The sequence below is a fragment of the Stutzerimonas kunmingensis genome, assembly GCF_900114065.1.
GTDB classification, from domain to species: domain Bacteria; phylum Pseudomonadota; class Gammaproteobacteria; order Pseudomonadales; family Pseudomonadaceae; genus Stutzerimonas; species Stutzerimonas kunmingensis.
Map to the genome: position 1 here is coordinate 80,433 of NZ_FORS01000005.1, position 25,081 is coordinate 105,513.

At 65.8% G+C, this 25,081-nt stretch carries 24 protein-coding genes; 13 read left to right on the top strand and 11 right to left on the bottom strand.

The window, feature by feature from the left end:
* On the top strand, window positions 1-1,608 hold the full coding sequence (gene dcuS / locus BM275_RS13750; RefSeq protein WP_090522070.1) for a DcuS/MalK family sensor histidine kinase: 1,608 nt from the start codon (window positions 1-3) through the stop codon (window positions 1,606-1,608).
* A complete protein-coding gene (locus BM275_RS13755) occupies window positions 1,605-2,330 on the top strand; it encodes a response regulator (RefSeq protein WP_046618512.1) in 726 nt (241 codons plus the stop codon). Before dcuS ends, BM275_RS13755 begins: the two co-directional genes overlap by 4 nt.
* On the opposite strand, the gene BM275_RS13760 is transcribed toward BM275_RS13755, so the two are convergent.
* The 5 genes from BM275_RS13760 to BM275_RS13780 form a co-directional block, all read right to left on the bottom strand.
* Window positions 2,327-3,388, bottom strand: a complete 1,062-nt coding sequence (locus BM275_RS13760) for a serine hydrolase domain-containing protein (protein ID WP_244153881.1) — start codon at window positions 3,386-3,388, stop codon at window positions 2,327-2,329. The two genes, BM275_RS13755 and BM275_RS13760, sit on opposite strands and share 4 nt — an antisense overlap.
* Before the next feature lie 79 nt (window positions 3,389-3,467).
* A complete protein-coding gene (locus BM275_RS13765; protein ID WP_023444494.1) occupies window positions 3,468-3,914 on the bottom strand; it encodes a DUF2147 domain-containing protein in 447 nt (148 codons plus the stop codon).
* Window positions 3,915-4,018: 104 nt separating this feature from the next.
* Window positions 4,019-4,969 carry an alpha/beta hydrolase gene (locus BM275_RS13770; protein WP_090521787.1) on the bottom strand — a complete coding sequence of 317 codons (951 nt, stop codon included), beginning with the start codon at window positions 4,967-4,969 and terminating at the stop codon, window positions 4,019-4,021.
* Window positions 4,966-5,283 carry a DUF2218 domain-containing protein gene (locus tag BM275_RS13775; RefSeq protein ID WP_090521789.1) on the bottom strand — a complete coding sequence of 106 codons (318 nt, stop codon included), beginning with the start codon at window positions 5,281-5,283 and terminating at the stop codon, window positions 4,966-4,968. Before BM275_RS13775 ends, BM275_RS13770 begins: the two co-directional genes overlap by 4 nt.
* Window positions 5,284-5,337: 54 nt before the next feature.
* On the bottom strand, window positions 5,338-7,476 hold the full coding sequence (locus tag BM275_RS13780; RefSeq protein ID WP_090521790.1) for a TonB-dependent siderophore receptor: 2,139 nt from the start codon (window positions 7,474-7,476) through the stop codon (window positions 5,338-5,340).
* Window positions 7,477-7,648: 172 nt separating this feature from the next.
* On the opposite strand from BM275_RS13780, the gene BM275_RS13785 reads away from it, so the two are divergent.
* The 5 genes from BM275_RS13785 (at window position 7,649) to BM275_RS13805 (ending at window position 12,828) form a co-directional block, all read left to right on the top strand.
* Complete coding sequence (locus BM275_RS13785) at window positions 7,649-8,617, top strand: helix-turn-helix transcriptional regulator (protein WP_090522073.1); 969 nt, start codon at window positions 7,649-7,651, stop codon at window positions 8,615-8,617.
* A 223-nt stretch (window positions 8,618-8,840) separates the two neighbouring features.
* On the top strand, window positions 8,841-9,596 hold the full coding sequence (locus BM275_RS13790) for a substrate-binding periplasmic protein (protein ID WP_090521792.1): 756 nt from the start codon (window positions 8,841-8,843) through the stop codon (window positions 9,594-9,596).
* 5 nt (window positions 9,597-9,601) lie between these two features.
* Window positions 9,602-10,942: a GGDEF domain-containing protein gene (locus tag BM275_RS13795; RefSeq protein WP_090521794.1), complete on the top strand. Its 1,341-nt coding sequence runs from the start codon at window positions 9,602-9,604 to the stop codon at window positions 10,940-10,942.
* Window positions 10,943-10,957: 15 nt separating this feature from the next.
* A complete protein-coding gene (locus BM275_RS13800; RefSeq protein ID WP_090521796.1) occupies window positions 10,958-11,689 on the top strand; it encodes a substrate-binding periplasmic protein in 732 nt (243 codons plus the stop codon).
* Window positions 11,690-11,931: 242 nt separating this feature from the next.
* Window positions 11,932-12,828, top strand: a complete 897-nt coding sequence (locus tag BM275_RS13805; RefSeq protein ID WP_090521798.1) for an alpha/beta fold hydrolase — start codon at window positions 11,932-11,934, stop codon at window positions 12,826-12,828.
* Between the two features lie 285 nt (window positions 12,829-13,113).
* Here the strand turns inward: BM275_RS13805 and BM275_RS13810 are convergent, their stop codons facing one another.
* Entirely contained in the window at window positions 13,114-13,506 is a 393-nt protein-coding gene (locus tag BM275_RS13810; protein ID WP_090521800.1) for a DUF4168 domain-containing protein, read from the bottom strand.
* Window positions 13,507-13,655: 149 nt separating this feature from the next.
* On the opposite strand from BM275_RS13810, the gene BM275_RS13815 reads away from it, so the two are divergent.
* From BM275_RS13815 to BM275_RS13825, 3 genes are all read left to right on the top strand, one after another.
* Window positions 13,656-15,137: a sensor histidine kinase gene (locus BM275_RS13815; RefSeq protein WP_090521802.1), complete on the top strand. Its 1,482-nt coding sequence runs from the start codon at window positions 13,656-13,658 to the stop codon at window positions 15,135-15,137.
* The gene (locus tag BM275_RS13820; RefSeq protein ID WP_090521804.1) at window positions 15,130-16,518 is read left to right on the top strand and encodes a sigma-54-dependent transcriptional regulator; all 1,389 of its coding nucleotides are present in this window, start codon (window positions 15,130-15,132) and stop codon (window positions 16,516-16,518) included. Before BM275_RS13815 ends, BM275_RS13820 begins: the two co-directional genes overlap by 8 nt.
* Before the next feature lie 63 nt (window positions 16,519-16,581).
* Window positions 16,582-17,040, top strand: coding sequence for a YehS family protein (locus BM275_RS13825; RefSeq protein WP_090521806.1), 459 nt, complete (start codon window positions 16,582-16,584; stop codon window positions 17,038-17,040).
* A 51-nt stretch (window positions 17,041-17,091) separates the two neighbouring features.
* On the opposite strand, the gene BM275_RS13830 is transcribed toward BM275_RS13825, so the two are convergent.
* Genes BM275_RS13830 through BM275_RS13840 form a run of 3 tightly spaced genes read right to left on the bottom strand, consistent with a single transcriptional unit; the run spans window position 17,092 to window position 18,822 of the window.
* Window positions 17,092-17,763, bottom strand: coding sequence for a DUF799 domain-containing protein (locus tag BM275_RS13830; protein WP_090521808.1), 672 nt, complete (start codon window positions 17,761-17,763; stop codon window positions 17,092-17,094).
* Between the two features lie 9 nt (window positions 17,764-17,772).
* On the bottom strand, window positions 17,773-18,132 hold the full coding sequence (locus BM275_RS13835; protein ID WP_090521810.1) for a DUF4810 domain-containing protein: 360 nt from the start codon (window positions 18,130-18,132) through the stop codon (window positions 17,773-17,775).
* A gap of 18 nt (window positions 18,133-18,150) precedes the next feature.
* Window positions 18,151-18,822, bottom strand: a complete 672-nt coding sequence (locus tag BM275_RS13840) for a CsgG/HfaB family protein (protein ID WP_090521812.1) — start codon at window positions 18,820-18,822, stop codon at window positions 18,151-18,153.
* A gap of 395 nt (window positions 18,823-19,217) precedes the next feature.
* Between BM275_RS13840 and BM275_RS13845 the strand changes: the two genes are divergently transcribed.
* Window positions 19,218-19,892 (top strand): DUF1028 domain-containing protein, encoded by a 675-nt coding sequence (locus tag BM275_RS13845; protein ID WP_090521814.1) that lies wholly within the window; start codon window positions 19,218-19,220, stop codon window positions 19,890-19,892.
* On the opposite strand, the gene BM275_RS13850 is transcribed toward BM275_RS13845, so the two are convergent.
* Complete coding sequence (locus BM275_RS13850) at window positions 19,889-22,285, bottom strand: putative bifunctional diguanylate cyclase/phosphodiesterase (RefSeq protein WP_090521817.1); 2,397 nt, start codon at window positions 22,283-22,285, stop codon at window positions 19,889-19,891. The two genes, BM275_RS13845 and BM275_RS13850, sit on opposite strands and share 4 nt — an antisense overlap.
* The gene (locus tag BM275_RS13855; protein ID WP_090521819.1) at window positions 22,272-23,357 is read right to left on the bottom strand and encodes an ABC transporter substrate-binding protein; all 1,086 of its coding nucleotides are present in this window, start codon (window positions 23,355-23,357) and stop codon (window positions 22,272-22,274) included. The genes BM275_RS13850 and BM275_RS13855 overlap by 14 nt, the downstream gene beginning before the upstream one ends.
* A 262-nt stretch (window positions 23,358-23,619) precedes the next feature.
* Here BM275_RS13855 and BM275_RS22320 point away from each other — a divergent pair, with 262 nt between their 5' ends.
* Together BM275_RS22320 and BM275_RS22325 are read left to right on the top strand one after the other, a co-directional pair.
* Window positions 23,620-24,288 (top strand): phosphoribosyltransferase, encoded by a 669-nt coding sequence (locus BM275_RS22320; protein WP_208607464.1) that lies wholly within the window; start codon window positions 23,620-23,622, stop codon window positions 24,286-24,288.
* Window positions 24,285-24,938, top strand: a complete 654-nt coding sequence (locus BM275_RS22325; protein WP_023444515.1) for a dienelactone hydrolase family protein — start codon at window positions 24,285-24,287, stop codon at window positions 24,936-24,938. Before BM275_RS22320 ends, BM275_RS22325 begins: the two co-directional genes overlap by 4 nt.
* The last annotated feature ends 143 nt before the right edge of the window (window positions 24,939-25,081 follow it).

Consider the following 25,081-nt stretch of genomic DNA (forward strand, 5'->3'; position numbering starts at 1 on the left):
GTGCGCTTGCGCCTGAATACGCTGATCTCGCTGCTGGTCGCCGTCATGGTGGTGCTGGCGCTGGCGCTCGCCCTCTGGCTGTTCAACGTGCAGCTGCAGGACACCCTCGAAGAGGGGCAGGCTTCGCGGGTGACCAACCTGGCGCAGAGCGTGGCCGCACGCACCGATGTGCAGCGAGCGCTGGCCAGCCCGGATGTCGACTTCAGTCCCGGTAATCCGCTGCAACGGGACATCGATGGCCTGCGCCAGCGCCTGGGCGTGGACTTCATCGTGGTGATGAACCCGCGTGCCCAGCGCCTGACGCACCCGGAGCCTGCCCGCATCGGCCAGGCCTTTCGCGGTGACGACGAAGGCCCGGCGCTGACCGGCGAGACCTATGCCTCGCGTGCCGATGGCAGTCTGGGGCGCAGTATTCGCGGTTTCGCTCCGGTGCTGAACGACGAGGGAGCGGTGCTCGGTGCCGTCTCGGTGGGGGTCACCCTGGCTTCGCTCGGCGAGCTGCTCAAGGCTCATCAGCGCGGCGTGGTGCTCGGTGTACTGGCGTTGATGCTGGTCACCGCCCTCGGTGCGCACCTGCTGGCACGCTATATCAAGCGCGTGCTGCTGGGGCTGGAACCCTATGAGATCACCTGGCTGGTGGAGGAGCGTCAGGCGATGCTGGCCTCGGTGCGCGAAGGCGTTCTGGCGGTCGACGACCAGGCGCGCATCACCCTGGTCAACCCCGCCGCCGAGCGCCTGCTGGCCAGCACCGGCCTCGGCAAACCACCGCTGGGCCGGCCGATCGCCGAATACTTGCCCAACAGTGGCCTGCCCGAGGTGCTGGCCAGCGCAACCGAGCAACGGGATCGTGAGTTCAGCCTCAACGGTCGGGCGATCCTCGCCAATCGTGCGCCGATCCGTCATAAGGGCCGGGTGATCGGCGCCATCGCGACCTTCCGCGACAAGAGCGAAGTCAACGCCCTGGCCGAGCAGCTGACCGGTGTCAGCCGCTATGCCGAAGCGCTGCGGGCGGCGACCCACGAATTCAAGAACAAGCTGCACGTGCTGCTCGGGCTGGCACAGATGGGTGATCTGGATGCCCTGCGCGCCTATCTGCGCGACCTCGCCGATCACCAGCTGGCGCCGGCGACATCACTGGTCGAGGGGATCGGTGAACCGGTGCTGGCGGGCTTTCTGCTCGGCAAGCAGAGCGAGGCCCGCGAGCGCGGCATCCTCTTTCAGGTGGATGTCGAACACCCGGTGCCGGCCGCCGTGCCCGAGCAGATCCATGGCCTGGTGACCATCCTCGGCAACCTGCTGGAGAACGCCTTCGAAGCGGTGGCCGACGAGGACGAGCGACGGGTCAACCTGACGCTGGACTACGACGAAGCGCTGCTCTCGCTGCACGTGCAGGACAGCGGTGGCGGAATCGAAGCCGCAGTGCGCGAGCAGATCTTCCAGCGCGGCGTATCCACCAAGGGCGAGCGGCGTGGCATCGGCCTGGCCGCGGTGCAGGAACAGGTCGAGGCCTGGGGCGGCAGCCTGGCGGTGTATTCCGAGGCCGGTCGTGGCAGCCTGTTCGAGGTTGAATTGCCCTATCGGAGCGCCGCGGGAGACGTCGAATCATGAAAGCAGTCATGCGCGTGCTGATCGTCGAGGACGACCCGATGGTCATGCGCCTGAACGTCGATTACCTGGCCCGGCTCGAGGGGGTCGAGCTGGTCGGCCAGTGCGAGAGCGTGCCGACCGCGCTCGAACTGCTGGAGCGCGAGGCGGTGGACCTGCTGCTGCTCGACGTCTACCTGCGCAACCGCTCCGGGCTGGAGGTACTGCGCCATCTGCGCGCGCAGGACCGCAACACCGATGCCGTGCTGATCACCGCCGCTTCGGAGATCGAGACCGTGCGCGCGGCGCAACGTCTCGGCGCGCGGGATTACCTGGTCAAACCGTTCAGTTTCGAGCGCTTCCGCGATGCGGTCGAGGCCTGCCGCCGTGCCCGCGATGCGCTGTCCCGCCTGCCGGATCAGCTCGGCCAGGGCGATATCGACCGGCTGTTCAGCCAGGCGCCCGCCACCGACCTGCGCCGCCCCGGCGACCTGCCCAAGGGGCTGACACCGGCATCGCTGGCGCAGGTGGCGCAGGCGATCCTGGCGCTGGACGAGGACAGTTTCACCAGCGAAACCCTGTTGCCGGCCACCGGCATGTCGCGCGTGTCGGTGCGCAAGTACCTCAAGCATCTGAGTGATGCACAGCTGCTGGAAGAATCCTTTCACTACGGGCAGATCGGCCGGCCCTCGTTTCGCTATCGCTGTCTGGACCGCGCCGCGTTGCTGCGGCTGGTGCAGGGCTAGGGACGCGTGCCCGCTGCAGAGGACGGTTCGTGCAGCGCGCCGATGATCTCGCCAAGCAGCCGGTGCAGCGCGTCGCGATGCCCCATGGCACCGCTGGAGGGCTGCTGGGTGTTGGAGGTCATCACCACCGTCATCTCGAGGCCCGGCATCACGTAGACCATCTGTCCGCCATAACCCCAGCCATAGCGCACCGCTTCTCCGTCCAGCTCGGTGATGAACCAGCCATAGCCGTAGCCGTGCCCGGTGTAGCGCGAGCGGGTGCGGGGTGTCCAGGACGCTTCTATCCAGTCCTGTGAGAGCAGCCGTTCGCCCGAGGCCGTGAGCCCGCCGCGGCGGTAGAGCTCGCCGAAGGCCAACAGCGAGCGTGGCGTCATCGCCATCTCGTTGCCGCCTAGGTAGATGCCCTGCGGGTCGCGCGTCCAGGCGCTGATGGTGAAGCCGTCGAGTGGCGCCAGCCACTGTCGCGCCAGCTGCAATGTGGATTTGCCGGTGCGGCGCGTAAGGATTGCCGAGAGCAGATGGCTGGAGCCCGTCGAATAGATCATTGCCGTGCCCGGGTCGGCCTCGAACGGGCGTGCCAGCGCCGCACGAACCCAGTTGCGACTCGCCACCCAGGCGCCATAGTTGCGCCCGGAGGTGGAGCCTAGCCCGGCCTGCATGCTCAGCAGATTGCCAACCGTCACCTGCTGCAGACGTGGATCGGGCTTGCTCGGCAGGTCGGCTGGCAGCAGCTCCGCAATGGGCTGCTCGACGCTCTCGATGACGCCCTTGTCGATGGCGATGCCGACCAGTGCGGAAATCACCGATTTGGATGCGGACTTGATGTTGCTCGGCGTGGTCGTGCGATGCCCGCGGTAACCGCGCTCGGCAAGGATCTCGCCACGCTGGGCGATGATCAGGGTTAGCAGCTGCTCCAGGCGCTCGGCCTGCTCGAGTACGGCGGTCAGCCGGGTATCGGCGACTGCCAGGGGGCAGAGAAGGAACAGCATCGCCAGGCAGAGTGCGCGGCGAGGGCGGGGGCTCGATGGGTGCAGGAGGCGCAGGGCAAGTGAGTGCATGCAGGGTTCGACCCTGGCCTGGCGCCACCGTGCAGTCCGGGAGCCGGGCGGCGGTCCGGCTCTCGGATGCCGAGCGAGGTTACTGGCGAATCCAGGTCTGCGTACGGCCCAGCGCCTCGATGCCGATGTAGCCGCGGACTTCCAGCTTGTCGCCGCCTTCGACCAGCCTGGCCTTGGCGCGGTAGGTCTTGCCCTTGGCCGGGTCGAGGATGGTGCCGTCGCTCCAGGCCTGTTCGCCGTCCGGCTTGAGGTCCCAGAGAATGGTCATGCCGGTGATGGGCTGATCCTTGCGCTCGCCGTCGCATTCGCTGCAGACCGGGTTCGGTCCGTGATCCGATTTCAAGATTTCGGCGACCTCGCCGCTCAGCGTGCCGTCAGCGGCCTGCTGGATTTCGACGATGGACTTGGGCTTGCCGGTTTCGTCGTCGATGGTCTGCCAGCGGCCGGCAGGCGATTCGGCGGCAAAAGCCAGTGAAGAGAGCGAGAGTGGCAGGGCCAGCAGCAGGGCATTGAAAAGAGGACGCATGGTGTCTCCAGTGATGGAAAAGGCAGCGCCGACTCTAGCACCGGGCATTTGCCTGCACTTGCCCTGGCCGGCTGACCGGTCGGTTCTCGTCGCTTTCGTCATCCTCAGTCGTCCTGATCGCGGGATGGCTGGCGCCCGATCGCGGCCGCCAACGCCAGTGCCACGACCGAGCTGTGTGCGGCGTTGGTGCCGTGGTTGGCTCCCGGAAACAGCTGGAATTCGCTGTGCAGGCCGCGCCCGGACAGCCGCTGCAGACGGTCGATCAGGTCCCGGGCATTGCCGACCATGCGCCGCTCGGCCATATGGCGCTGGCGCGGGTCGTCCATGGCGGCATCCGCCGCCGGCTCTTCGGCACCGCCAGCGGTGACCAGCAGGCGCGCGGCGACGGGCTTGCCTGCGAGACGCCGTTCGAACGCTTCGAGCGTGCGTTCGACGTAGCCCTGGTACCACCAGATCGACGGACTGGCGGCCACATAGCCGTGAAATGCCTGCGGCTTGGTGAACAGCGTGTAGAGGGTGAACAGGCCGCCGTAGGAATGGCCGAACAGCGTCTGCCGTCGCGCGTCTACCGGGTAGCGCTTGGCGATCAGGGGTTTGAGTTCGTGCTCGATAAAGGCCAGAAAGTCATCGGCACCGACCGATGGCGGCGGTTCGCGGCCCGGCAGGCGCTGGCGATCCTCGGCTTTGGGCGTGTAATCCTCGGCACGCGCCTTGAAGTCGTACAGGGCCTCGCCGGGGTAGCCGATGCCAACCACCAGTACCGAATCGCGAAGATTAGGGTCAGGCCGATCCTCCAGCGCCTGGGCCTGGATCGCCAGCCCCGGAAACAGGGCATTGCCATCCAGCACATAGAGCACCGGATAGCCACCCGGCGGTGGCGCGTGTCGCGGCTCCGAGACGAAGATGCGGTAGTCCTTGCCAGTGCGTTGCGAATGCAGGTCACGCTGGCTGCTGTGCGGCAGCTGAACCGGCTGCCAGCCGGCATCTTCCCCGGCTTGTGCCTGTACGGCGGCGAGTCCCAGACTGGCGAGCAGGGCGAGCAGGGCGCCTTTCATGGCTCGACCTGCCTGTGGCTTGGCGGCAGTGGCCCGTCCAGCCAGTTCACCTTCAGTGCTTCCTCGCCCGAGAAGCGATGGAGGTGGTCGTCGATGACGAAGCGCAGGCGCTTTTCCGCCTCGCCGGCCTCGGCCTGGCAGTCGATCAGCAGTTGCTCGTCATCGGCGAGCATCCGGCACTGGCCGAAGGCGAATTCGACCTGCGCCTGACGTTCGTCCAGCTGGACTTCGGCCTTGTGCGCGAAGTGTTTGCACAGCCGCATCATGTTGCGTGACGCGCGGGGTGTCGCCACCTGGGCGTGAAACTGGGGCATGGTGATCTCCGGAAGTCAGCCGCCGACGCCTACGGGCGCAGGCGGCCAGGTGGGTCAGAACTCGTAACGGGCGCCCACCGTGAAGCTGCGCGACGGGCCGTAGAAGTTGAAGGTGCCGACGCTGCCAACCCGCGAAACGTATTTGCGGTCGAGCAGGTTGTTCACGTCGAAGGTGCCGGTCAGCTTGTCGGTGATCGGGTAGGACAGCTTGGCATCCACCACTGCATATCCTGGTGCGCTGAGGCGCGGGCTGCCGGCGCGTTCGATGTAGTAGTCGCTCATCGCGGTCACGCCACCACCGATCCCCAGGCCGCGCAGGGAACCGCCGGGCAGGGTGTACTTGGTCCACAGCGAGGCCTGGTGCTGGGGCATCAGCGCGAAGAGCGCGTTGTCGTCACCGGCCAGGTTCTCGGTTTTCATATAGGTGTAGCCGGCCAGCACTTCCCAGTCGGGGGTCAGGTAGCCGCTGACTTCCAATTCGCCACCGCGGATGCGGGTCTTTCCGGTGGCCTCGTAGACGCCGCTGATCGGCGCGCCGCTGTCATCAATGGCGCCGGCCGCGCGGTTCTCGTCGGTGAGCTGGAAGGCGGTGATGCGCGCGTTCAGGTCGCCGCCGAAATAGCTGCCCTTGATGCCGACCTCGTACTGTTCGCCTTCGCGCGGGTCGATGATGCGGCCGTCGGCACCGGCCTCGCTCTGCGGCTTGAAGACCTGCGAGTAGCTGGCGTAGAGGGAGTGCTGGTCATCCAGATCGAACACCAGGCCGCCGTAGGGCGTGACATAGCCTGACTCGCGAACATCCTGCGTGGCGCTGCTGTTTTCGCCTTCGAAGCTGCTGACCCGCGCGCCGCCGATCAGCGCCAGGCGCTGGATCGGGCGGAAGGTCAGCTTGGCGTAGAGGCCGGCTTCGCGCTCGTCAGTTTCGGTCGGCGTACTGAAGGTGACGTTCGGCTTGCTGGTGTCGCCCGGCTGGTAGCTGGCGACGTCGATGGCGCCGAGATTGCCGCGAGCGTCCGCGTACTCGGTCTCGTAGCGTTTGAAATCGCTGCCGATGACGAACTCGCTGACCTGCCCGAGCAGCTCGAACGGTTGGCTGTAGTTGGCATCCACGGCGAGGGTGTCCTGCTCCAGATCGCGGGCGGTGTAGGCCAGGCTGGTCGCGCCGCTGTTGACGTTGCGTGCGGTGAAGGCATAGAGGTAATCGGTCGCGCGCCTGGAGCCGCGCACCGCCACGCGACCGTAGCCGCCATTGTCGAAGCGATGGGTCAGCTCGGCGACGACGTCGGTGCCGCGACTGTCGAAATCCCCCCAGTCGGCGCCCAGGTAGGTCGAGCGGCTGAAGTCTTCCAGGCTGCCGTCGGTGGCGGCCGGATAGCCGTTGTGCGGAAGGATGTCCTTGGTCTGGTGGATCAGCCCGAAAGACATGACGGTGGAGTCGGACAGGTCGATATCCAGTGCGCCATAGAAGCTCTCGCTGGTGTTGGCGTTGTAGTCGACCTCGCCGTTGGTGTCGGCGCGGGAGATGACCGTACGGCCGCGCACGCGCCCCTGCTCGTCGAGCGGGCCGGACAGGTCGGCTTCCAGGTAATTGGTGTCCCAGCTGCCGTAGCGTCCTGTCAGGCTGCCCTGGAACTCGCGAGTCGGGCGCTTGCGCACCATGTTGACGATGCCGCCCATCTCGCTGGTGCTGTTGAACAGCCCGGACGGCCCGCGCATGACCTCGACCCGATCGAACGGCGACAGCGACGGCAGCGTGCCGTTGATGCTGGCCATCGGCGCGGGCAGGCCATCGATGTTGAATTCGTCGTACTCGTAGCCGCGCGCATAGATCGACGAGCGCCCGCTGTCGTTGCTCAGGGTGCGCAGGCCGGTGGAGTACTTGGCCAGGTCATCCAGGTTCACGAACTGGCGGTCGCGGATGTAATCGCTGGTGTACACGCTGATCGACTGCGGGATGTCGCGCAGTTCGGCCGGCGTCTTGGTGCCGACGGTGGCGGCCGGCACAGTGTAACCGCCGCTTTGCTCCGAAGACGGCATGTCGTACAGGCGGTTGCCTTCTACGGTGATGCTCTCCAGCTGCACCGGTTCGGCCTGAGCGGCGACACTCTGCGCCAGGGCGCTCAACGGAAACGGGGCGAGCAGGCCGGCGAGCAGCAATGGCCTGAGGCTTGAGGTGCGGAGAATTCTGTCCATGGGCGGCTCCTGTCGCGGCGGCGGCGACGTGTTGGCAAACGTTCGCGCTGCTTAATGATAATGATTTGCATCAAAAGATGTCGGCGCGTAGTCTGCCACCCAGCCGCTTCGCGAACCTTTGCGGGGCCGAACATTTGCTTTGCAATCCCGTCAGTTCGAGGCGCAGCGCCGCATGAATCAAGCTGATCACATCATTCGTGGCGATGAGTTGCCGGCCATGAGCAGGCCGGGGCTGCGCCTGCCCAACGAGGATGACGACCGCCTGCTCTACGGCCGGGTGAAGTGGGCGCAGCTGCGGGATGGCCTGTCGCTGCACTGGTCCGATTGCGAAGAGCTGCAGGATTTCGTCACCGAAAACGTGGTTGGTCCGCGGGTATCGTTCGTGCTCTTTCTGCAGGGCCAGAGCCGGGTCAGCTATGGCGATCTGTCGCTGACGCTCGGTCAGTCGGCGTCGCAGCGAGCCCCTGAGGGCGTGGCGGTTTCGATGAACGAGCCCGTGCTGTTCCGCCGCCAGGCGCGCCGCGGCAGTCATATCCGCAAGCTGGTGGTGAGCCTGACGCCGGACTGGTTCAAAGGGCGCGGGGAGGGTGTCGGCTCGAGTGATGGCGCGATCCGCCGCTTCATGGACAGCCACCTGATGCCGCGCATCTGGAAACCCTCGGCGCGGCTGCTGACGCTGGCCGAGCAGATGCTCAACCCGCCCGGCTATGACCCGCTGCTTCAGGGCCTGTACCTGGAAAGCCGCGCACTGGACATCGCCTGCGAGGCACTGATCAGCCTGGGTGATGGCTCGGCGTCGGCGGAACAGGGCCTGCGCCCGCAGGAGTACCGCCGTCTGCAACGCCTCCTCGCGCTCCTCGACAGCGGTGAGGCCGACGACTGGACGCTGGAGCGCATCGCCCGGGAGGTGGGCGTTAATGCCACCACGCTGCAGCGGCAGTTTCGCCTGTTCAAGGGCATGACCGTGTTCGAGTACCAGCGTGCCCGCCGGCTGCAACTGGCGCGGGAGGCATTGGAGCGTGAAGGTGCCAGCGTCAATGAGGCCGCCTGGCGCGCCGGCTACAACAGTCCGGCCAACTTCGCCACGGCGTTTAAACGCCAGTTCGGCATCAGCCCGCGGCAGGTGCGGGCGCGGGTTTGAACTGGCTGGGGCTGAGTCGGGCAGGATTCGTTGCCGCGTCCCTTGCCTGATCGGCTCCGGCCATTCGTCGGTTTGCCGCACCGTTAGCCTGTCGCTGCGGATCAGTGGTTGAAGTTTCCCGGCCGAGCGCCGAAAAAGAAGCATCGCTCGACGAGCAACTGCTGCTCTTCGACGTCACGCTTCGATTCGTTGCCCGGTGCCATGCGCCGTGGGGGACTGCCTCATGAAAACGTCGCTGGCTCGCCTTTGCAGGCTGTTGCCCGCCCTGGTGCTGTGCTGGGCGCCCGGTGCGATGGCGGGGCACGTCATAACCGCGGTCACCGAAGAGCTGCCGCCCTACAACATGACCGTCGATGGCGAGCTGACCGGCATGGGCACCGAGGTGGTGAAGGCGGTACTGGAGGAGGCCGGCGAGGACGTGCGCATCCGTTCCATGCCCTGGGCCCGTGCCTATGACATCGCCTTGAACAACGAGAACGTGCTGATCTATTCCATCGCCCGCACGCCTCAGCGCGAGCCCTTGTTCAAGTGGGTCGGGGTGATCGCGCCGACCCGCTGGTTCCTGTTCTCGCTGCCCGGCACCGAGTTCGACCTGAAAACCCTGGACGATGCCCGGCAATACCAGATCGCCACGGTCAAGGCGGATGTCGGCGAGCAGTATCTGATCGACAAGGGCTTCGCCGTCGGCCGCAACCTGCAGTCGAGCAACAAGTACGAGCACAACTACCAGAAGCTCAAGGCGGGGCGGGTGGATCTGTGGATATCCAACGAACTCAATGCCCATTACCTGGTGCGTCAGGCCAGTGGTGATCCGAACGAGGCGGCGGTGCCGCAGCTGAGCCTGGACGACCTTGGCGGTGCGGATGGCCTGTGCATGGCGTTCAGTCGCGACACTCCGGATGAGGTCGTCGAGCGCTTCCGCCAGGTGCTGGCTCGCGTGCGGGCCGATGGGCGCTACGACGCGATTGTCGCGAAATAGCTGAAATGAACGACGACTCAACCAGCACGATCAGCGAGCCCGTGCCGCGGCCGGTGGGTTCGCTCGGCCGCCGGCTGGTGCTGGCCACCCTCGGTTTCTGCCTGCTGTTCACCCTCGCCACCGTCGGGCTGCGGACCTGGACCGCCTGGCAGAACAACCTGGCGGAGATGAACGCCGAGTTGGCGCTGATCGATCAGGTGTTCCGCAGCACCCTGTCCAAGGCGATCTGGGAAATGGACAGTGATTCCCTGCATTCGCAGCTCGACAGCGTGGTGCAGGCCGCACCCATCGGCCGCGTCGAGCTGCGGATCATCCGCGCCGGCCGCGAGCCGGAACTGGTTCAGCGGCAACGGGGTGAGCAGCCGGCCGAGCACCGCGCGCCGCGCCTGCAGCATCAGTTGAGCTACGAACCCTACGCCGGCGCCAGTGAGACGGTGGGCGAGCTGGTGCTCGAAGGCAATGAAGAACTGCTCTGGGAGCGCATGCTTGCCGAGGTCTACGACATCGTCATCACCCAGGTCATCCAGTCGCTGTTGCTGGCCGGGCTGATCATGTGGATGTTCAACCGCACGGTCACCCTGCATGTGCGGCGCATTGCCCGTCACCTGACGCGGCTGACGCCGGACAATCTCGATCGCAGCCTGCGCCTTGATCGTTCACCGAAGCGGCACGACGAGCTGAGCCTGCTGGAAGGCGGCGTCAACAGCCTGCAGGCGAAGCTCTCGGCCTATCTCGAGCGCCAGCACCAGGATGAGCTGGCCCTGGCCGCACACCGGGACCGCCTTGCCGAGCTGGTTGAAGAGCGCACTGCCGAACTGCGCGCCGCCAATGTGCAACTGGAAGAGCTGTCGCGCAGCGATCCGCTTACCGGACTGGCCAACCGGCGCCAGTTCGACGAGATCAAGGAAGTCGAATTCCGCCGTGCGCTGCGTCAGGACCAGCCGTTGGCGGTGCTGATGTGCGACGTGGATTTCTTCAAGCGCTACAACGACCACTACGGTCACGCCCAGGGCGACCAGTGCCTGCGAATGGTCGCCGACACGTTGCAGTCCGTATTCGCCCGCGCCGGCGAGGTGGTCGCGCGGCTTGGCGGCGAGGAATTCGTCGTGCTGCTGCCCGGCGTCGATGCCGAGGCCGCGCGGCGGGCAGCGGTGCGCCTGCAGCAACGCCTGGCCGAGCGCGAGTTGCCCCACGAGGCTTCCGCCGTTTCACCCTACGTGACCTTCAGCATTGGCCTGGCCGTGCTCGATCCGGACACCATGGACCAATTCGACCAACTGCTGCACCGCGCGGACGAGGCCCTCTATCGGGCCAAGACCCACGGGCGCAACTGCATTTCCGCCTGATCGCATGAGGACTGCATGATGCATCCGTTTACCTGGACCGCTTTCTTCCTTGCGTTGCTCGGCACCACCACGGCCAACGCCGGTCCGCTGCGCGTGGTGACCGAAGACACTGCCTACAGCTACTTGGAGAACGGCAAGGTAGCCGGCACGGCGAGCCGGGTCGTCGAGGCCACCCTGCAGCGCGCCGGCCTCAACGACTACCAGGTCAGCCTCTACCCGTGGGCGCGGGCGTATGACATGGCCCTGCGCGAGCCCGGCGTACTGATCTACCTGATCGCACGCACCTCCGAACGCGAAGCGCTGTTCCGCTGGGTCGGCGAGATCATGCGCATCGACTACCACTTCTACAAACTCAGCGAGCGTGGCGATATCCGGGTGCCGGACCTGGAGGCGGCCAAGGCCTACCGGATCGGCGTCATGCGCGACGACGTCCGGCACCAGTACCTGCAGGCCAACGGCTTCAGCAAGATCGTGGTGAGTGCGCACAACAGCGACAACTTCAAGCGCCTGGTCAACGGCCAGGTTGACCTGGTGCCGATGCCCGAGCGCGACATGCTCGCCCTTTGCGCCGAGGCCGGCGTCGACCCGGCCACGGTCGAGAAGGTCTTCAGCCCGCACACCTCGACGCAGCTCTACATGGCCTACAGCCGCCAGACCGACGACGACACAGTGCTGCGCACCCAGGCCGCCTTCGAGCACCTGCAGGCCGAAGGCGAGGTGGCGCGGATCATGGCGGGGCAGCCGTGAACTGACCTGGTGACGCGGTCTGGCGGTAACCGTTCCAGGCGGCCGAGAGGGGGTTGGGCGAACCTTGGTTCCGTCGCAGTAACGGTGTTTTCCGCGTATGCAGAACCATTGATTCGCCCCCGCTTTTCCTCCCAGCAGCGCCCAGCTGACTCGCCGGGCCACCAAGCTGGCCGGCACGGCAAGTCGTCATTCCAAGCCACCCCGCTAGACTGGCTTCGTCTCCATGAAAACAAGAAGAACGAATGAGTAGCACCGACGGCATAGCACTGGATACCTGGCGCGCCAGCGCGCGCGAGTTCGATTTTGGCGGCAATCGCATCCGCTACTGGACTGCTGGCGAAGGTGAGCCGCTGCTGCTGATCCATGGATTTCCCACTGCCAGCTGGGACTGGCACAAGGTCTGGCAGCCACTTGCGGCGCGCTATCGGCTGATTGCCTGCGACATGCTCGGCTTCGGCTATTCGGCCAAGCCGCGCGGGCACGCTTACAGCCTGATCGAACAGGCCGATCTGCAGCAGGCACTACTGGCGGAGCTGGGTATCGACGGCGCGATTCATGTGCTGGCGCATGACTATGGCGACAGCGTCGCTCAGGAGCTGCTGGCGCGGCATTGCGAAGGGCGCATCGCGCTGACCAGCTGCGTGTTCCTTAATGGCGGGCTGTTCCCGGAAACCCATCATCCGGTACGGGTGCAGAAACTGCTGCTCGGGCCGTTCGGCTTCCTGCTGGGCAGGCTGTTCTCGCGGCGTACGCTCGGGGCGACCTTCGGCCGGGTCTTCGGTGCGCAGACGCAGCCGAGCGACGCTGAGCTGGACGATTACTGGCGACTGATCGCCGAGAGCGACGGACCGGCGGTGATGCACCGGCTGATCCGCTACATGCCCGAGCGGGTCAGGCAACGCGAGCGCTGGGTTACGGCCATGCAGCGCTGCAATGTGCCGCTGCGAGTGATCGACGGCGCGGCTGACCCGATCTCTGGTGCGCACATGGTTGCGCGCTACCGCGAGCTGATTCCGACGCCCGACACCGTGCTGCTGGAGGGCATCGGTCACTACCCGCAGGTCGAGGCGCCGCAGCGGGTGCTCGAATACTACTTCGACTTTCGTGCGCGTCTTGCCTCTGTAGACCGCGACTGTTGAGCCGGCGGCACGTCATCGGCTCTTCGACGGTCGGTGCGATTGCGCGGGGCTCAGGTTTAACGTGGCGAGGTAGGTTCTTGTGGAGCGGCTCCAAGGGCGGTGCTGAATACGGATCTGGGGGTGTTGCCCGACCGGTTGCTTCTCGTCAAATACCCGTTTGAATCCAGCAACTTCAGGGTTCCGGCAGCCAGACGCAAGAAGCCCCGCCGGCATCAGCCAAACGGGGCTTTCTCGTTAGCCTGCGCGAGCTGCCTCAGGCAGCGCCGCGCGGTGTCGGTGATGTAATCACTGCTGCATCATCGCGATCACACGGTTACGCAGTTCCGGGTCGGTCTGCACGGCTTCGTTGATGGCGTTGTATTCGTCGATGCTAATGTCCTTTTCCTCGATCACGCCGAGCATTTTCTCGTTGGCCTGCTGCTGAAGCTCACGGGCCTTGTCGGCGTCTTCGGTCTTTTGCAGCTTGCCTGTGAATTCCTCGCGGATCTCCATGATCTCGCCAAGTGATTCGGCGAAGTTCTCCAGTTTCTTTTCACTGAACTGCTGCGCCTGTGCGCCGGCCGCCGGCTGCGCGGCGGGGGCCGGGTTGGCTGATTGCGCCGATGCAAGGGGGGCGGCCAGGCCGAGGAAGAGCGAGAAGATTCCGGCGAAGGCGAGACGAGCGTTGTGCTGGGTCATGTTCATTCCTGCTTCGGTTAAAGACGCCTTCAATAGTGCAGCAGCCGTGCCAGGTGCTCGGTCTGAACGTAACTAATTGATATGTAAGTAATTTCTCATTTAATCGGAGCGCGCTGGCTGCAGCGGAAGCCCTCCTGTACTGTGCCGGAATGACACATGTATCAATCTGGCAGCGCCCGGCGAGCCTCCGTGGCGCGCTTCTGCTCAAGGTCATCGTGCCGCTCATGGCGATCATGTTCGGCTTCAGTTCGGTGGTGCTCTGGACGGTCGAGCGCAGCAGCGAGCGGCGCCTGCAGGCCGAGGTGGAGCTGGTGGCGCGGGCGGTGCGGCTGCCGCTCAGCGCCAGCCTGGAAAAGAACCATGAGCGCACCCTGCAGCAGGTGCTGGAATCGGTGCTCGGCGTCGGTCGCGTGTACGGCGCCTACGTTTACGATCGCGACGGCAAGCTCGCCGCCTATGCCGGTGCGGTGGAGCCGGATCAGGACGAGTCGGCGATCCAGCAGCTCACCGCCGGTGGCGAGCGGACCGGTACCTATCAGCGCATCAATGGCCGCCCGGTGTATTCCTACTTCGTTCCGCTGGAAGAAAGTGGCGGGCAGATCAATGGCCTGTTGCAGGTGACGCGACGCTGGGGCGATTTCGAGCAGGACATCCGCCGCCTGCGCCTGATCGCCGCGGGCCTGGGCGGCTTGCTCGCCGGCGTGGCGCTGGTGGTGATCCTGCTCGGCCATCGCTCCGCGGTGGGCAAGCATCTGCAGCAGCTGGCGCGCAGCATGACGCGTGTCGCGGCCGGCGAGCGCGAGCATCGTGCACCGCGCAGCGGGCCACAGGAGATCGTGGTGCTGTCCGCTGCCTTGAATCAGATGCTCGACAGCATCGCTGCCGCCGAGCGCCAGGTGGCCGAGCAGCAGGACCGCGAGGAGCAGTTGCAGGCGCGCCTGCGCCAGAGCCAGCAACTGGCGGCAGTGGGGCGGCTGGCGGCCGGGGTGGCGCACGAGCTGGGCAGCCCGCTCAGCGTGATCGATGGCAAGGCGCAGCGCGTATTGCGCGACGACGAGCTGGGCGAAACCCATCGCCGCGCGCTGTTGCAGATTCGCCAGCAGGTAGCGCGGCTCAGTGCCATCGTCCGCCAGCTGCTGGATTTCGGTCGTGCCGCAGGCTCGCCGCTGCGCAAGGTGCCCGCCGAGGTGCTGGCGCATTCGGCAGCCGCGGCGGTGGCCGATGAGCTGGCCGCGCTGCAGGTTCGGCTGGAGCTGCAGGCACCGGCACAAACCCTGTACTGCCGGGTCGACCCGCCGCGTTTCGAGCAGGCGCTGACCAATCTGCTGCGCAATGCCGCCCAGGCCAGCCCTGGCGGATTGGTGCGCCTGCGCTGGTGGCGCGATGGTGCCGAGCTGATGTTGCAGGTCGAGGACGACGGTTCCGGCATTGCCGAGTCGAACCGAGCCGCGCTGTTCGAGCCGTTTTTCACCACCAAAGCGGTGGGCGAGGGCAGTGGGCTGGGGCTGGCAGTGGCCCATGGCGTGGTCAGCGAGTGCGGTGGACGTATCGAACTGGTCGACGGCAGCCTGCCGGGCGCGGCCTTCCGTATCGCATTGCCATTGATCGACGAGGAGGTCGAGCATGACTGAAGTGACGCAGGAGCGGGTCCTGCTGGTCGAGGACGACGACAGCCTGCGCCAGTTGCTGGTCGAGGAGCTGGAAGATCGCGGCCTGCAGGTGCGCGCGCTGGCCAGTGCGGAGGAGGCGGTCGGCTCGCTGGAAAGCTGGGAGCCGGCGCTGGTGGTCAGCGATCTGCGCCTGCCCGGTGCCGATGGCATGGCGTTGCTGCGACGGGTCAAGACGATGCAGGCGGCGCCGGCGTTCCTGGTGATCACCGCGTTCGGCAGCATCCAGCAGGCGGTGGCGGCGCTCAAGGAGGGCGCCGACGAATTCCTCACCAAGCCGCTCGACCTCGAGCACTTCGCCCTGGCGGTGGCCCGGGCGCTGGAGACACGCCGTCTGCGCGACGAGGTGCGGCGCTTCCAGCAGCTGCTAAGCGATGATCGCTTCCACGGCATGCTCGGCCGCAGCCGGACGATGCGTGGCTTGTTCGACCAGATCCGCCAACTCGCCCGTGCCGAGGGGCCGGTGCTGGTGATCGGCGAGAGCGGCACCGGCAAGGAGCTGGTCGCCCGCGCCGTGCATGCGGAAAGCGAACGTGCCAGAGGGCCATTCCTTGCGATCAACTGCGCCGGGCTGCCGGCCGAATTGCTGGAAAGCGAATTCTTCGGCCATGTCTCTGGCGCCTTCACCGGCGCCAACCGCGCGCACAAGGGACTTTTCCAGCAGGCCGACGGCGGCACGCTGTTTCTCGACGAGATCGGCGAGATGCCGCTGCCGCTGCAGGCCAAGCTCCTGCGCGTGCTGCAGGAGGGCACGATCCGCCCGGTGGGTGCCGAGCGCGAGCTGAGCGTTGATGTGCGCATCATCGCGGCGAGCAACCGCCCGCTGGAAACCGAGGCCGGCCGTGAGGCCTTCCGCGAGGACCTGTTCTTCCGCCTGGAAACCTTCATCCTGCAGGTGCCGCCGCTGCGTGATCGCGAGGAGGACCTCGAACTGCTGGCCGCCGGCTTCGTCGCCCACTTTGCCGCGCGCAGCGGGCGGCCGGTGCGCGGCATCGCGCCGGCGGCACTGGCGCAGCTGCGACGCTATCCGTTCCCGGGCAACGTGCGCGAACTGCAGAACGCCATCGAGCGTGCGGTGACCTTCTGCCACGGGCGCAGCATCGAGCTGGAGCACCTGCCCAGCCGCATCGCCGACTATCGTGATGACAAGGCGCGCAGTGCCGGCGCCGAACTGCTCGCTCAGCTCAGCGATGGCCCGCTGCTACCGACTCTGGAGGAGCTGGAGCTGCGTTATATCGAGCATGTGCTGAAGCTGGTGGACGGCAACAAGCGCCGCGCCGCGGCCCTGCTCGGCATCGGCCGGCGCACGTTGTACCGTCGCCTCGGCGAGCGTGAAGACGGTTGATCGGACTCGCCGCAAGGCGCCCGAAAGCGCACACTGCCGGCCTTTTCTCAGTGAGGAGCGAACATGCTCAATAACGACGTCCTGCGCAGCCTGCGCTACACCCTCAAGGCCAGTGATGCACAGATGGCCGAAATTGCCGCCCTGGGTGGCTGCACGGTGGACGAGGCCGAGGTTCGCGCCTGGCTCAGTCGCGAGGACGAGGACGGCTATCAGGAATGCGCGGACGAAGCGATGGCGCGTTTTCTCGACGGGCTGATCTACTTCAAGCGCGGCAAGGACGAAAGCCGTCCGGCACCGCCGCTGGAGCTGCCGGTCAGCAACAACCAGATCCTGAAAAAACTGCGGGTGGCCTTCGAGCTGCGCGACGAAGACCTGCAGGCGATCCTGCATGCCGCCGACCTGCAGCTGTCGAAATCCGAACTCGGCGCACTGTTCCGCAAGCCCGGCCACAGCAACTACCGCGCCTGCGGCGATCAGCTGCTGCGCAATTTCCTCAAGGGCCTTTCGCTGCGCCAGGGTTGAGCGGCAAGGGCGGCTGAGCGTTCTCTACGCGGCCGCCCGCATGACACCTGGTTAGCGGCTGGCCAACCGGCTCGGGTGTTGCGGCGAGCGGGGCCCGCTGAGAATGCCGTTAGGGATGCCGGCAGTCAGCAGGCGACGGCTGGTGATGCCAGCGATCTCATGGCCGCGATCGCTGAGGGTGTTGACGATCTGGTTGACGGCTGCGGTGATGAGCATGCCCACCAGGCCTCCGCTGCTCTGGTTCTGGTTTTCCGCCGAGCTGGCCAGCGCCTTCCCTTCCCAGAGCAGGTCGCCGCTGCGCAGGTCGACGAGCTTGCCGTGCGCTTCCACTGCGACTTCGCTAGTCAGTACCTTGTAGCTGCTGCCGTAACGGGTGACCTCGATATACAGGGCTGCGTCCGCGCCGAAAATCTCGCGAAGTTTCGCCGGCGGGGCCATGTGCATCTCGTCGGCATTCATCAAGCCGTTCTGTTTGAACGTCTTGTCCACCACAGCCACCGGCAGCACGTAATAGCCGGCTTCGGCGAGCGGGTAGCTGACTTGCGAGAGCACGCTGTAGCTGGCCTTGATGTCCGGTGAGCGATTGACCGGGGGCAATACCAAAATCGATGCCGGATTGTTCCGCTCGAATGCACTGTAGTCGTAGGGTGTCGGTGTCGCGCAGCCGCCGAGCACGCTCAGGGCAGCGAGCACCAGCAGGGTTTTCAGACTGATGTTTGGCATCATGGCCTCTTATTTCTCGAAGTTGCGCATCAGAAAGTCCATGTAGGGCGCGGACTCTGGGAACAGGGTTTTCTCGGTTTCAAACTGCTGGCGAACCTGATCGCCCTTGCCAACTTCGGCGTAGAGCATGCCGAGGTGGGCGTGAAAGCCCGGTGCCGGCGTCACATCCCGCGCGCGGGCCTGCTGCAGGCTGGCTTCCAGTGCGGCGATCTGTTCCTGCGGGCCTTTTTCGTTCTTGAAGTGCTCATAGACCTGCTCTTCGTAGCCGGCCCAGTGGTAGAGGGTTTTCGGTTGGCTGGCACAGCCAGTCAGGGCGGCGAGCGACAGCAGTGCGACTGCGAGCGCGCCGGTTTTCAGATAGGTATTCATCGTTCTCGTCCTTGAGGGTTATTGCACGGGGCGCCATGCGCCGCTGTCGACGCCGGTGACGAGGTTGTTCACCGCTTCGCGGATGGCCAGATCCAGCACCTTGCCATTGAGCGTCGAGTCATAGCTGGCGGTGCCGCCGAAGCCGATGACTTCACGGTTGGAAAGGCTGTACTCACCAGCGCCCTGTGCTGAATAAACCACCTCGGAGGTACTGACATTGACGATGTTCAGGTTGACCTTGGCGTAGGCGATCTGGGATTTGCCTCGGCCCAGGATGCCGAACAGCTGATGATCGCCGACTTCCTTGCGGCCGAATTCGGTAACGTCGCCCGTGACGACGAAATCCGCACTGCGCAGGTTTGCGCGTCTGGCCGCGATGGCACTTTCCTGGGCAATCTCGGACATATTGTCGCGGTCGAGGACGTTGAAACGGTTCGACTGCTGCAAATGAGTGATCAGGATGGTCTTGGCTTGGCCGCCGAGGCGATCGACGCCATCGGAAAACAAGCCGCGCATGTAGCTCGAACGATTGTCGAACTTGCCCACCGCAATCGGGCTGCGCTGGCCATGGTAGACGCTCTGTGCCGAAGTCACCTTGGCGACCTCCAGCGTACGCGACTGCTCTGTAGCGCAGCCGCTAAACAGGATGCTCAGGCCAATCAAAGGCGCGGCCATCAAATGCTTCTTCATATCGGGTTCTCGATCAATGACGCCGAGTCACAGGTCCCTGTGGTCGGGCTTGGGGCGAATGTGTGCTGTTGCTTCAGCAATCGGCTGCAGGCGATGCGGCCGGGTGCCGGCGGGGCGGGGTAGGTATTCGGACGCTTCCATGTGTCGGATCCTGCTGATGCTTGGCTGGGAATCGTGCCTGGCCGTTTCGCCGGTCGCGTTGCCGTTCCTTGCAGGCGTGCCGAGCGGTGGCGAGTCTACAAATCCCTTTGGCAATGTGCTAGCACTGGTGCGGTGACAAGGTGCGAGGCGTCACAGCCATTCGTCGGTACGCTGTCGACGGGCTCGCAAACGCTCACCGGAACGTTTATCCCTCTGCATCGGCCTAACTCCTGACGAATCCAGAGAGCACACCCATGACCTTTTCCATCATCGCCCGCTGCCCGCGCACCGGTCAGTTCGGCGTGGCCGCGGCCACGGCGATGCCCGCGGTGGGCAAGTTGCTGACCCACGCGGCGGCCCATGTCGGGGCGGTGGCGACCCAGGCGCAGATCAATCCGTACCTCGGTATCGACGGCCTGCGTTTCCTGCGCCAGTTCAGCCCGGCGGCCGAGGTGCTGGAGCGGCTGCGGCGCACCGATCCCTGTATGAGCCAGCGCCAGTGCGCGGTGATCGACAGCAAGGGCCGCACGTCCTGCTGGACCGGGGAAAAGTGCCTGCCCTGGGCCGGCTCGATCGCCGGCGAACAGTTCTGTGTGCAGGGTAACCGGCTCAAGGGGCGCGAGGTGCTGGAGGCCGCCTGCGAAGCCTATGAGCGCAGCGCACACCTGCCGCTGGTGGAGCGTTTGATGGAGTCGATCGCCGCCGGCGATGCCCAGGGCGGCGATCGCCATGGCGAGTCATCGGCAACGGTGTATGTGGTCGATAACGAGGAATACCCGCTGTGGGATATCCGCGTCGACCATCATCCCGGCCCGTTCGCCGAGCTGCGCCGGCTGCACGATGTGTTCGCGCGCGACGTGGTGCCGGAAATCCTCGCCATGTCGACGCGCGCCAATCCCGCCGGCGCTGCCGAGGAAGATTCCATCTAGTAGTCGCTGCTGACTGCGGCCGGGTTGGCTAGCGGGCTAGCCGATGGCGGCAGCGGCTCCAGACGCAGCGCGCCCTGGGCGCGGTTGCGTACCGCCATCCAGTCCTCCAGTGCCGCCAGCGAGCGCGGCGGCGAGATCAGGTAGCCCTGGAACAGGTCGCAGCCGGCCTGCAGCAGTGCCGACTGCTTTTCCATGTTGTCGACGCCCTCGGCATTCACGCGCTTGCCCTGGGCGTGGCAGAAGGCGATGAGGGCGCTCAGGCTCTGCTGCATCTCCGGGCGGGTCAGCCGGGTGATAATCGCCATGTCCAGCTTGATGGTGTCGGCAGGGTACTCGAGCAGCTGCTGGATCGAGGTATAGCCGACGCCGAAATCGTCGATGGCCACGCGAAAGCCTGCGCGGCGAATCGCCTGGACCACTTCCATGGTGTTCTTGCACAGCTCGGCGGCGTAGGTTTCGGTCAGCTCGATCTCGATCCTGCCCGGCTCGACGCCGTGATGGGCGGCGCGCTCGACCAGATAGCGGCAGATGCGGTCGTCGTTGAGCTGCGCGGAGGACACGTTGATCGCCAGCAGCACGCCTTCGCCGAACAGCTGCACCAGCTTCGGGTACTCCGCCAGGGCATGATCGATGACCCAGCTGTCGATCTTCCGGAACAGCCCGGCGCGTTCGGCGATGGGGATGAACTCGCCGGGCGATACCGTCCCGAGGATCGGTGAATGCCAGCGCAGCAGCACTTCGCAACTGACCACTGCGCCTTCGCGATCCAGCGCCGGCATGTAGACCAGGCGCAGCTGGTCGTCGCCGTCGAGCTCGCGCAGCTGGTCTTCGATCAGGCGGATTCGCTCGTTGCGTCGCTCCAGCTCGCCGCTGAAGGCCACCGCGGTGTTCTTGCCCTCGGCCTTGGCCTGGTACATGGCGGTGTCGGCGCGGGTGAGCAGCTGGGTGATCGAGTCCGCATCTTCCGGGTAGCAGGCGGTGCCGATGCTGACGCTGACCGGATACAGGCGATCCTCCAGACGAAACCCGCCGCGGCAGAGGCCGAGCAGCGCGTCGCACAGTTGCTGCAGGCCGCCGTCGCCGGTTTCGCTCAGCAGCAGGATGGCGAACTCGTCGCCGGACAGGCGCGCCAGGGCCGTTTCCGTCTGCGGGTAGTCGGTGCGATGCCGTTCGAGCACGCCGCGGGCACGCTGGGCGAAGATTCGCAGTAGAGCGTCGCCGGCCTCGTGGCCGTGTTGATCGTTGACCTGCTTGAAGTTGTCCAGATCGAGAAACAGCAGTGCCAGCCGCTTGTGCGTGCGCATGCACTGCTCGTACATGGCATTGGCCAGCACGCCGAAGTGCGCCCGATTGCTGACCTGGGTCAGGCTGTCCTCCCAGGATATTTCGCGGATGCGTTGCAGCGCTTCGGTGTTGCGGTCGTGCAGGGTCTTCATGTTCACCGTCAGCCGGCCGATCTCGCCGCCATCGGTCGGCTCGTCGAGCGCGTCGCGCTTGCACAGCAGCAGGTCGGTGAGCTGGTCGTCCAGCTGGCTGATGGGGCCGGTAATGGAACGGCGGATCAGCCACAGCAGCAGGCCGATGGAGATCAGGCAAATAAGCGCGCCGCCGGCGATGAAGGCGAGCCCCAGGGTCTGCAGGCGCTCGGCGGTGTAGTGCGACGCCGGTGTCAGCCGAGCATGCAGCGAACGCGACAGCGAAACCCCGGCGGACAACCCGGCGACCGCCGGCAACGGCTCGTCGGAGATTTCGACAGGCGCACCGTATTCGCTTTCCAGGCTGCGCTTGAGCTTGAGGAAGCGCTCCGGGCGCACCGCCAGCTGAATGGCGAAGGCCTCGGCGCGCTGGCTTGGCAGTGGCCGGCTGCTGGAGGCCGGCAGGATGAAGTCGGTGTTCATCAGCAGCGGGTCGTCATTGGCCTGCTCGACGTAGAGGGTGTTGCCGGATGCCGAAGACCGTCTGGCTTCGCTGACGATACGCTGCTGGCTCGCATTCATCGAGGCGAATGGCGACAGGCTGCTTTCGAAGTAGTAGGCCGGCCTGCCATCGGGCTGCACGACGGCGAGGGAAACGAAGGTCAGCTCGGTATTGGATAGCGAGCGGATGCTCTGCTGGATGCGCAGCCCGAGGGTGTCGTTGCGAAAGTCGGTGTCCGACTCGCGCAGGAACAGCAGCAGCGCCTCGCTATCCATGATCGAGTAGAGCACGCTGCGATTGAACGCCTCATAGTCCAGGTAGGCGGAGGTCAGCGCCGAGAGCTGCTGCTCCAGGCGCGCCTGCTCCAGCCCCAGCAGCGAGGCGCGCTGGGTCAGGTAGGCGGTGGTCGAGGCAACCAGCTGGATGATCAGAATGACCGGAAAGATCACCAGCAGCGTGCGTTTACCTAGCGTCATGGGCGTTGATCAGTGCACTGATGATGCGCCGCCGCGTCTGCGTGCCCTCCAGCGGTCGCGTCTCGTAGACCTGGCTTCTCTCAAGCACCGCTTCCGGCGGGTAGATGGTCGAATCCGCGCGGATATCCGCCGGTAGCAGGGCCTGCGCCGCAGCGTTCGGTGTGGCGACGCCCAGATCGGCGGCATTCAGGGCGGCGATTTCCGGCTGCTGGAGGAAGTCGAGGAAGCGCCGCGCCAGCGCCTTCTTCGCGGTGCCGGTCGGTATCGACAGGCAATCGACCCAGAGCAGCGTGCCCTCTTCGGGCACCACGTAGCGCCAGGGCCCGCCGTCGACCCCTTCGACTTCGTTGAGCACCTGCTGGTCGCCGCTGTAGGCCAGGGCCATGTCGGCCTGGTCGAGGTAGCGCTGGCTGCGCAGTGAGGTGATCACGTACTCGTAGGTCAGCACGGCGCTGGACTGGGTCATGAGCAGGTCGAAGGCGGCCTTGAGTTCGTCGTTGTTCGAGGTGTTGATCGAATGGTTCTGCAGGATCAGCGGACTGGCGAGGATGTCCTCGTGATCCTCCATCATGATGATGTGTGGCTCGTCGGCGCGAGCCGGTTGCAGCAGGTCCTTCCAGGATCGTGGCGCGCTTTCCAGGCGGTCGCTGCGATAGGCGATGCCGAGCGTGCCCCACAGGTAGGGCACGCCGTAGCGCCCGCAGCTGTTGCGCCAGCGTTGCGGGACATGACGCAGCGTCGGCAGCTGCTTGTCGTCGATCGGGTCCAGCAGGCCGCGGGCGCCAAAGCGCGAGGCGCTGATCAGCTCCGTCAGGGCGATATCGATCTGATGCTCGGGCTTGGCGAGGACTTCGTCGCGCTTGTCGCCGCTATCGAAGTAGATCTGCCTGATCTCGACCCCGGTTTCGGCTTGCCAGCGTTCGATCACCGCTTCGCTGAGGTATTCCTCCCAGGTTAGCAGCGTCAGGTGTTCGGCCGCGTGCACGGGAGTTGAGGGAAACAGCAGGCTGACCGTCATCAGCAGGGTGCTGCGCATACGCCATGGCGCCGGTTTGTTGTTCTTCTCGGTCATTGGTCATCCATCCCAGGCATTGGCCGCCGTCGCAGTGGGCGCACATTCGACGGGTCTGCCCGGGTTATCGGTAGCGGGTGATGGCACTTTAATGGCGTCAGAGAGTCGGCGGCAACGAATTTGTAATCTTGGCCACATCCGTTCCGATCGGCGGTGCGCGAAGCCCGGCAGTCAAACGGGTTGTTCGTCGCAGATGGCCTGCCGGCACTCGATTCTTGAGCCAGACTCCAATACAGCCCGTGCCGGAACCAAGGAGCCTGCCATGACCTTCAAGATCCCCTTTTTCGATCGAGTCCAGGCAGGTGCGGCGCTGGCCGAGCGCCTGGCGGAGGATGCCGACTGGCGCGATACGCTGGTCCTGGCATTGCCGCGCGGCGGTGTGCCGGTAGCATTCGAGGTGGCACAGCGGCTGGGCCTTGAGCTGGACATTCTGGTTGTGCGCAAACTCGGCACGCCGGGCAATCGCGAACTGGCCATGGGCGCCATCGCCAGCGGCGGCGTGCGTGTGATGAACGACGACATCGTGCAGTACATCCACGTCTCCAGGGCCGAGATCGACGGCACCATCGCCCAGGAAACCCACGAGCTGCAGCGGCGCGAACAGGCCTATCGCGGTGAACGACCGCCGCCGCTCATCGCCGGGCGTGCCGTGATCCTGGTGGACGACGGGCTGGCGACCGGCGCGACCATGCGCGCCGCGGTGCAGGCGGTGCGCCACCTGGGCGCGACGTGCATCACCGTTGCGGTGCCGGTGGCGGCTGCGCAGAGCATCGCGCAGCTGGAAAAACTGGCGGATCGCGTCGTTTGCCTGCATGTACCCCATGACCTGTATGCCATCGGTCGCTGGTACGAGCATTTCGAGCAGACCCCCGACCGCCAGGTGGTGGAGCTGCTACAGCGCGCGTGGACCCAGGGAGGGCAGGCGGCATGACCGCGCTTGCGGCGACACCCATGCGCTTCACGCTCGGCAAGGCACGTCTGCATGGCGAGCTGTGCCTGCCGCCCGCGGCCACCGGCCTGGTAGTGTTCGTCCACGGCAGCGGCAGCAGCCGGCACAGCCCGCGCAACCGCAGCGTGGCGCATTGCTTCAACGAAATGGGACTGGCGACCCTGCTCTTCGATCTGCTCACCAAGCACGAGCAGCCCATCGACGAGATCACCCGGCAGCTGCGCTTCGACATCCCGCTGCTCAGCCAGCGCCTCAGCGGCGTGGTCGACCAGCTGAGCAGCGATGCGCGCTTGCACGATCTGCGCATCGGCCTGTTCGGCAGCAGCACCGGCGCCGCCGCGGCACTGACCACCGCCGCCTCGCGGCCGGCGGACATCGCCGCGGTGGTTTCCCGTGGCGGCCGGGTCGACCTGGCGGATCTGTCGCTGGCGCGGGTCAAGGCGGCTTCGCTGTTCCTCGTCGGCAGCGGCGACCTCGAGGTGCTGGAACTCAACCGTGCCGCTGCTGCCCGTCTGCAGTGCGTGCATCAGTTGGTGGTGGTACCGGGGGCGACGCACCTGTTCGAGGAACACGGCACGCTGGAGGAGGTGGCGCGGCTGGCCGGCGACTGGTTCCTGAGACACCTGTGCTGATCCTGCCGCGGGCCGCAGCTGGGAGAAACAGGCGGTGCAGCGCCGCTGGCCAGGCCGAACGGCAATCTGCTGATACAAGGCTCTTCGCGGTGTTTGGTGGACAGCGGCGAACTCTTGGCCTCGACTTGTAACAAAGATCGGAA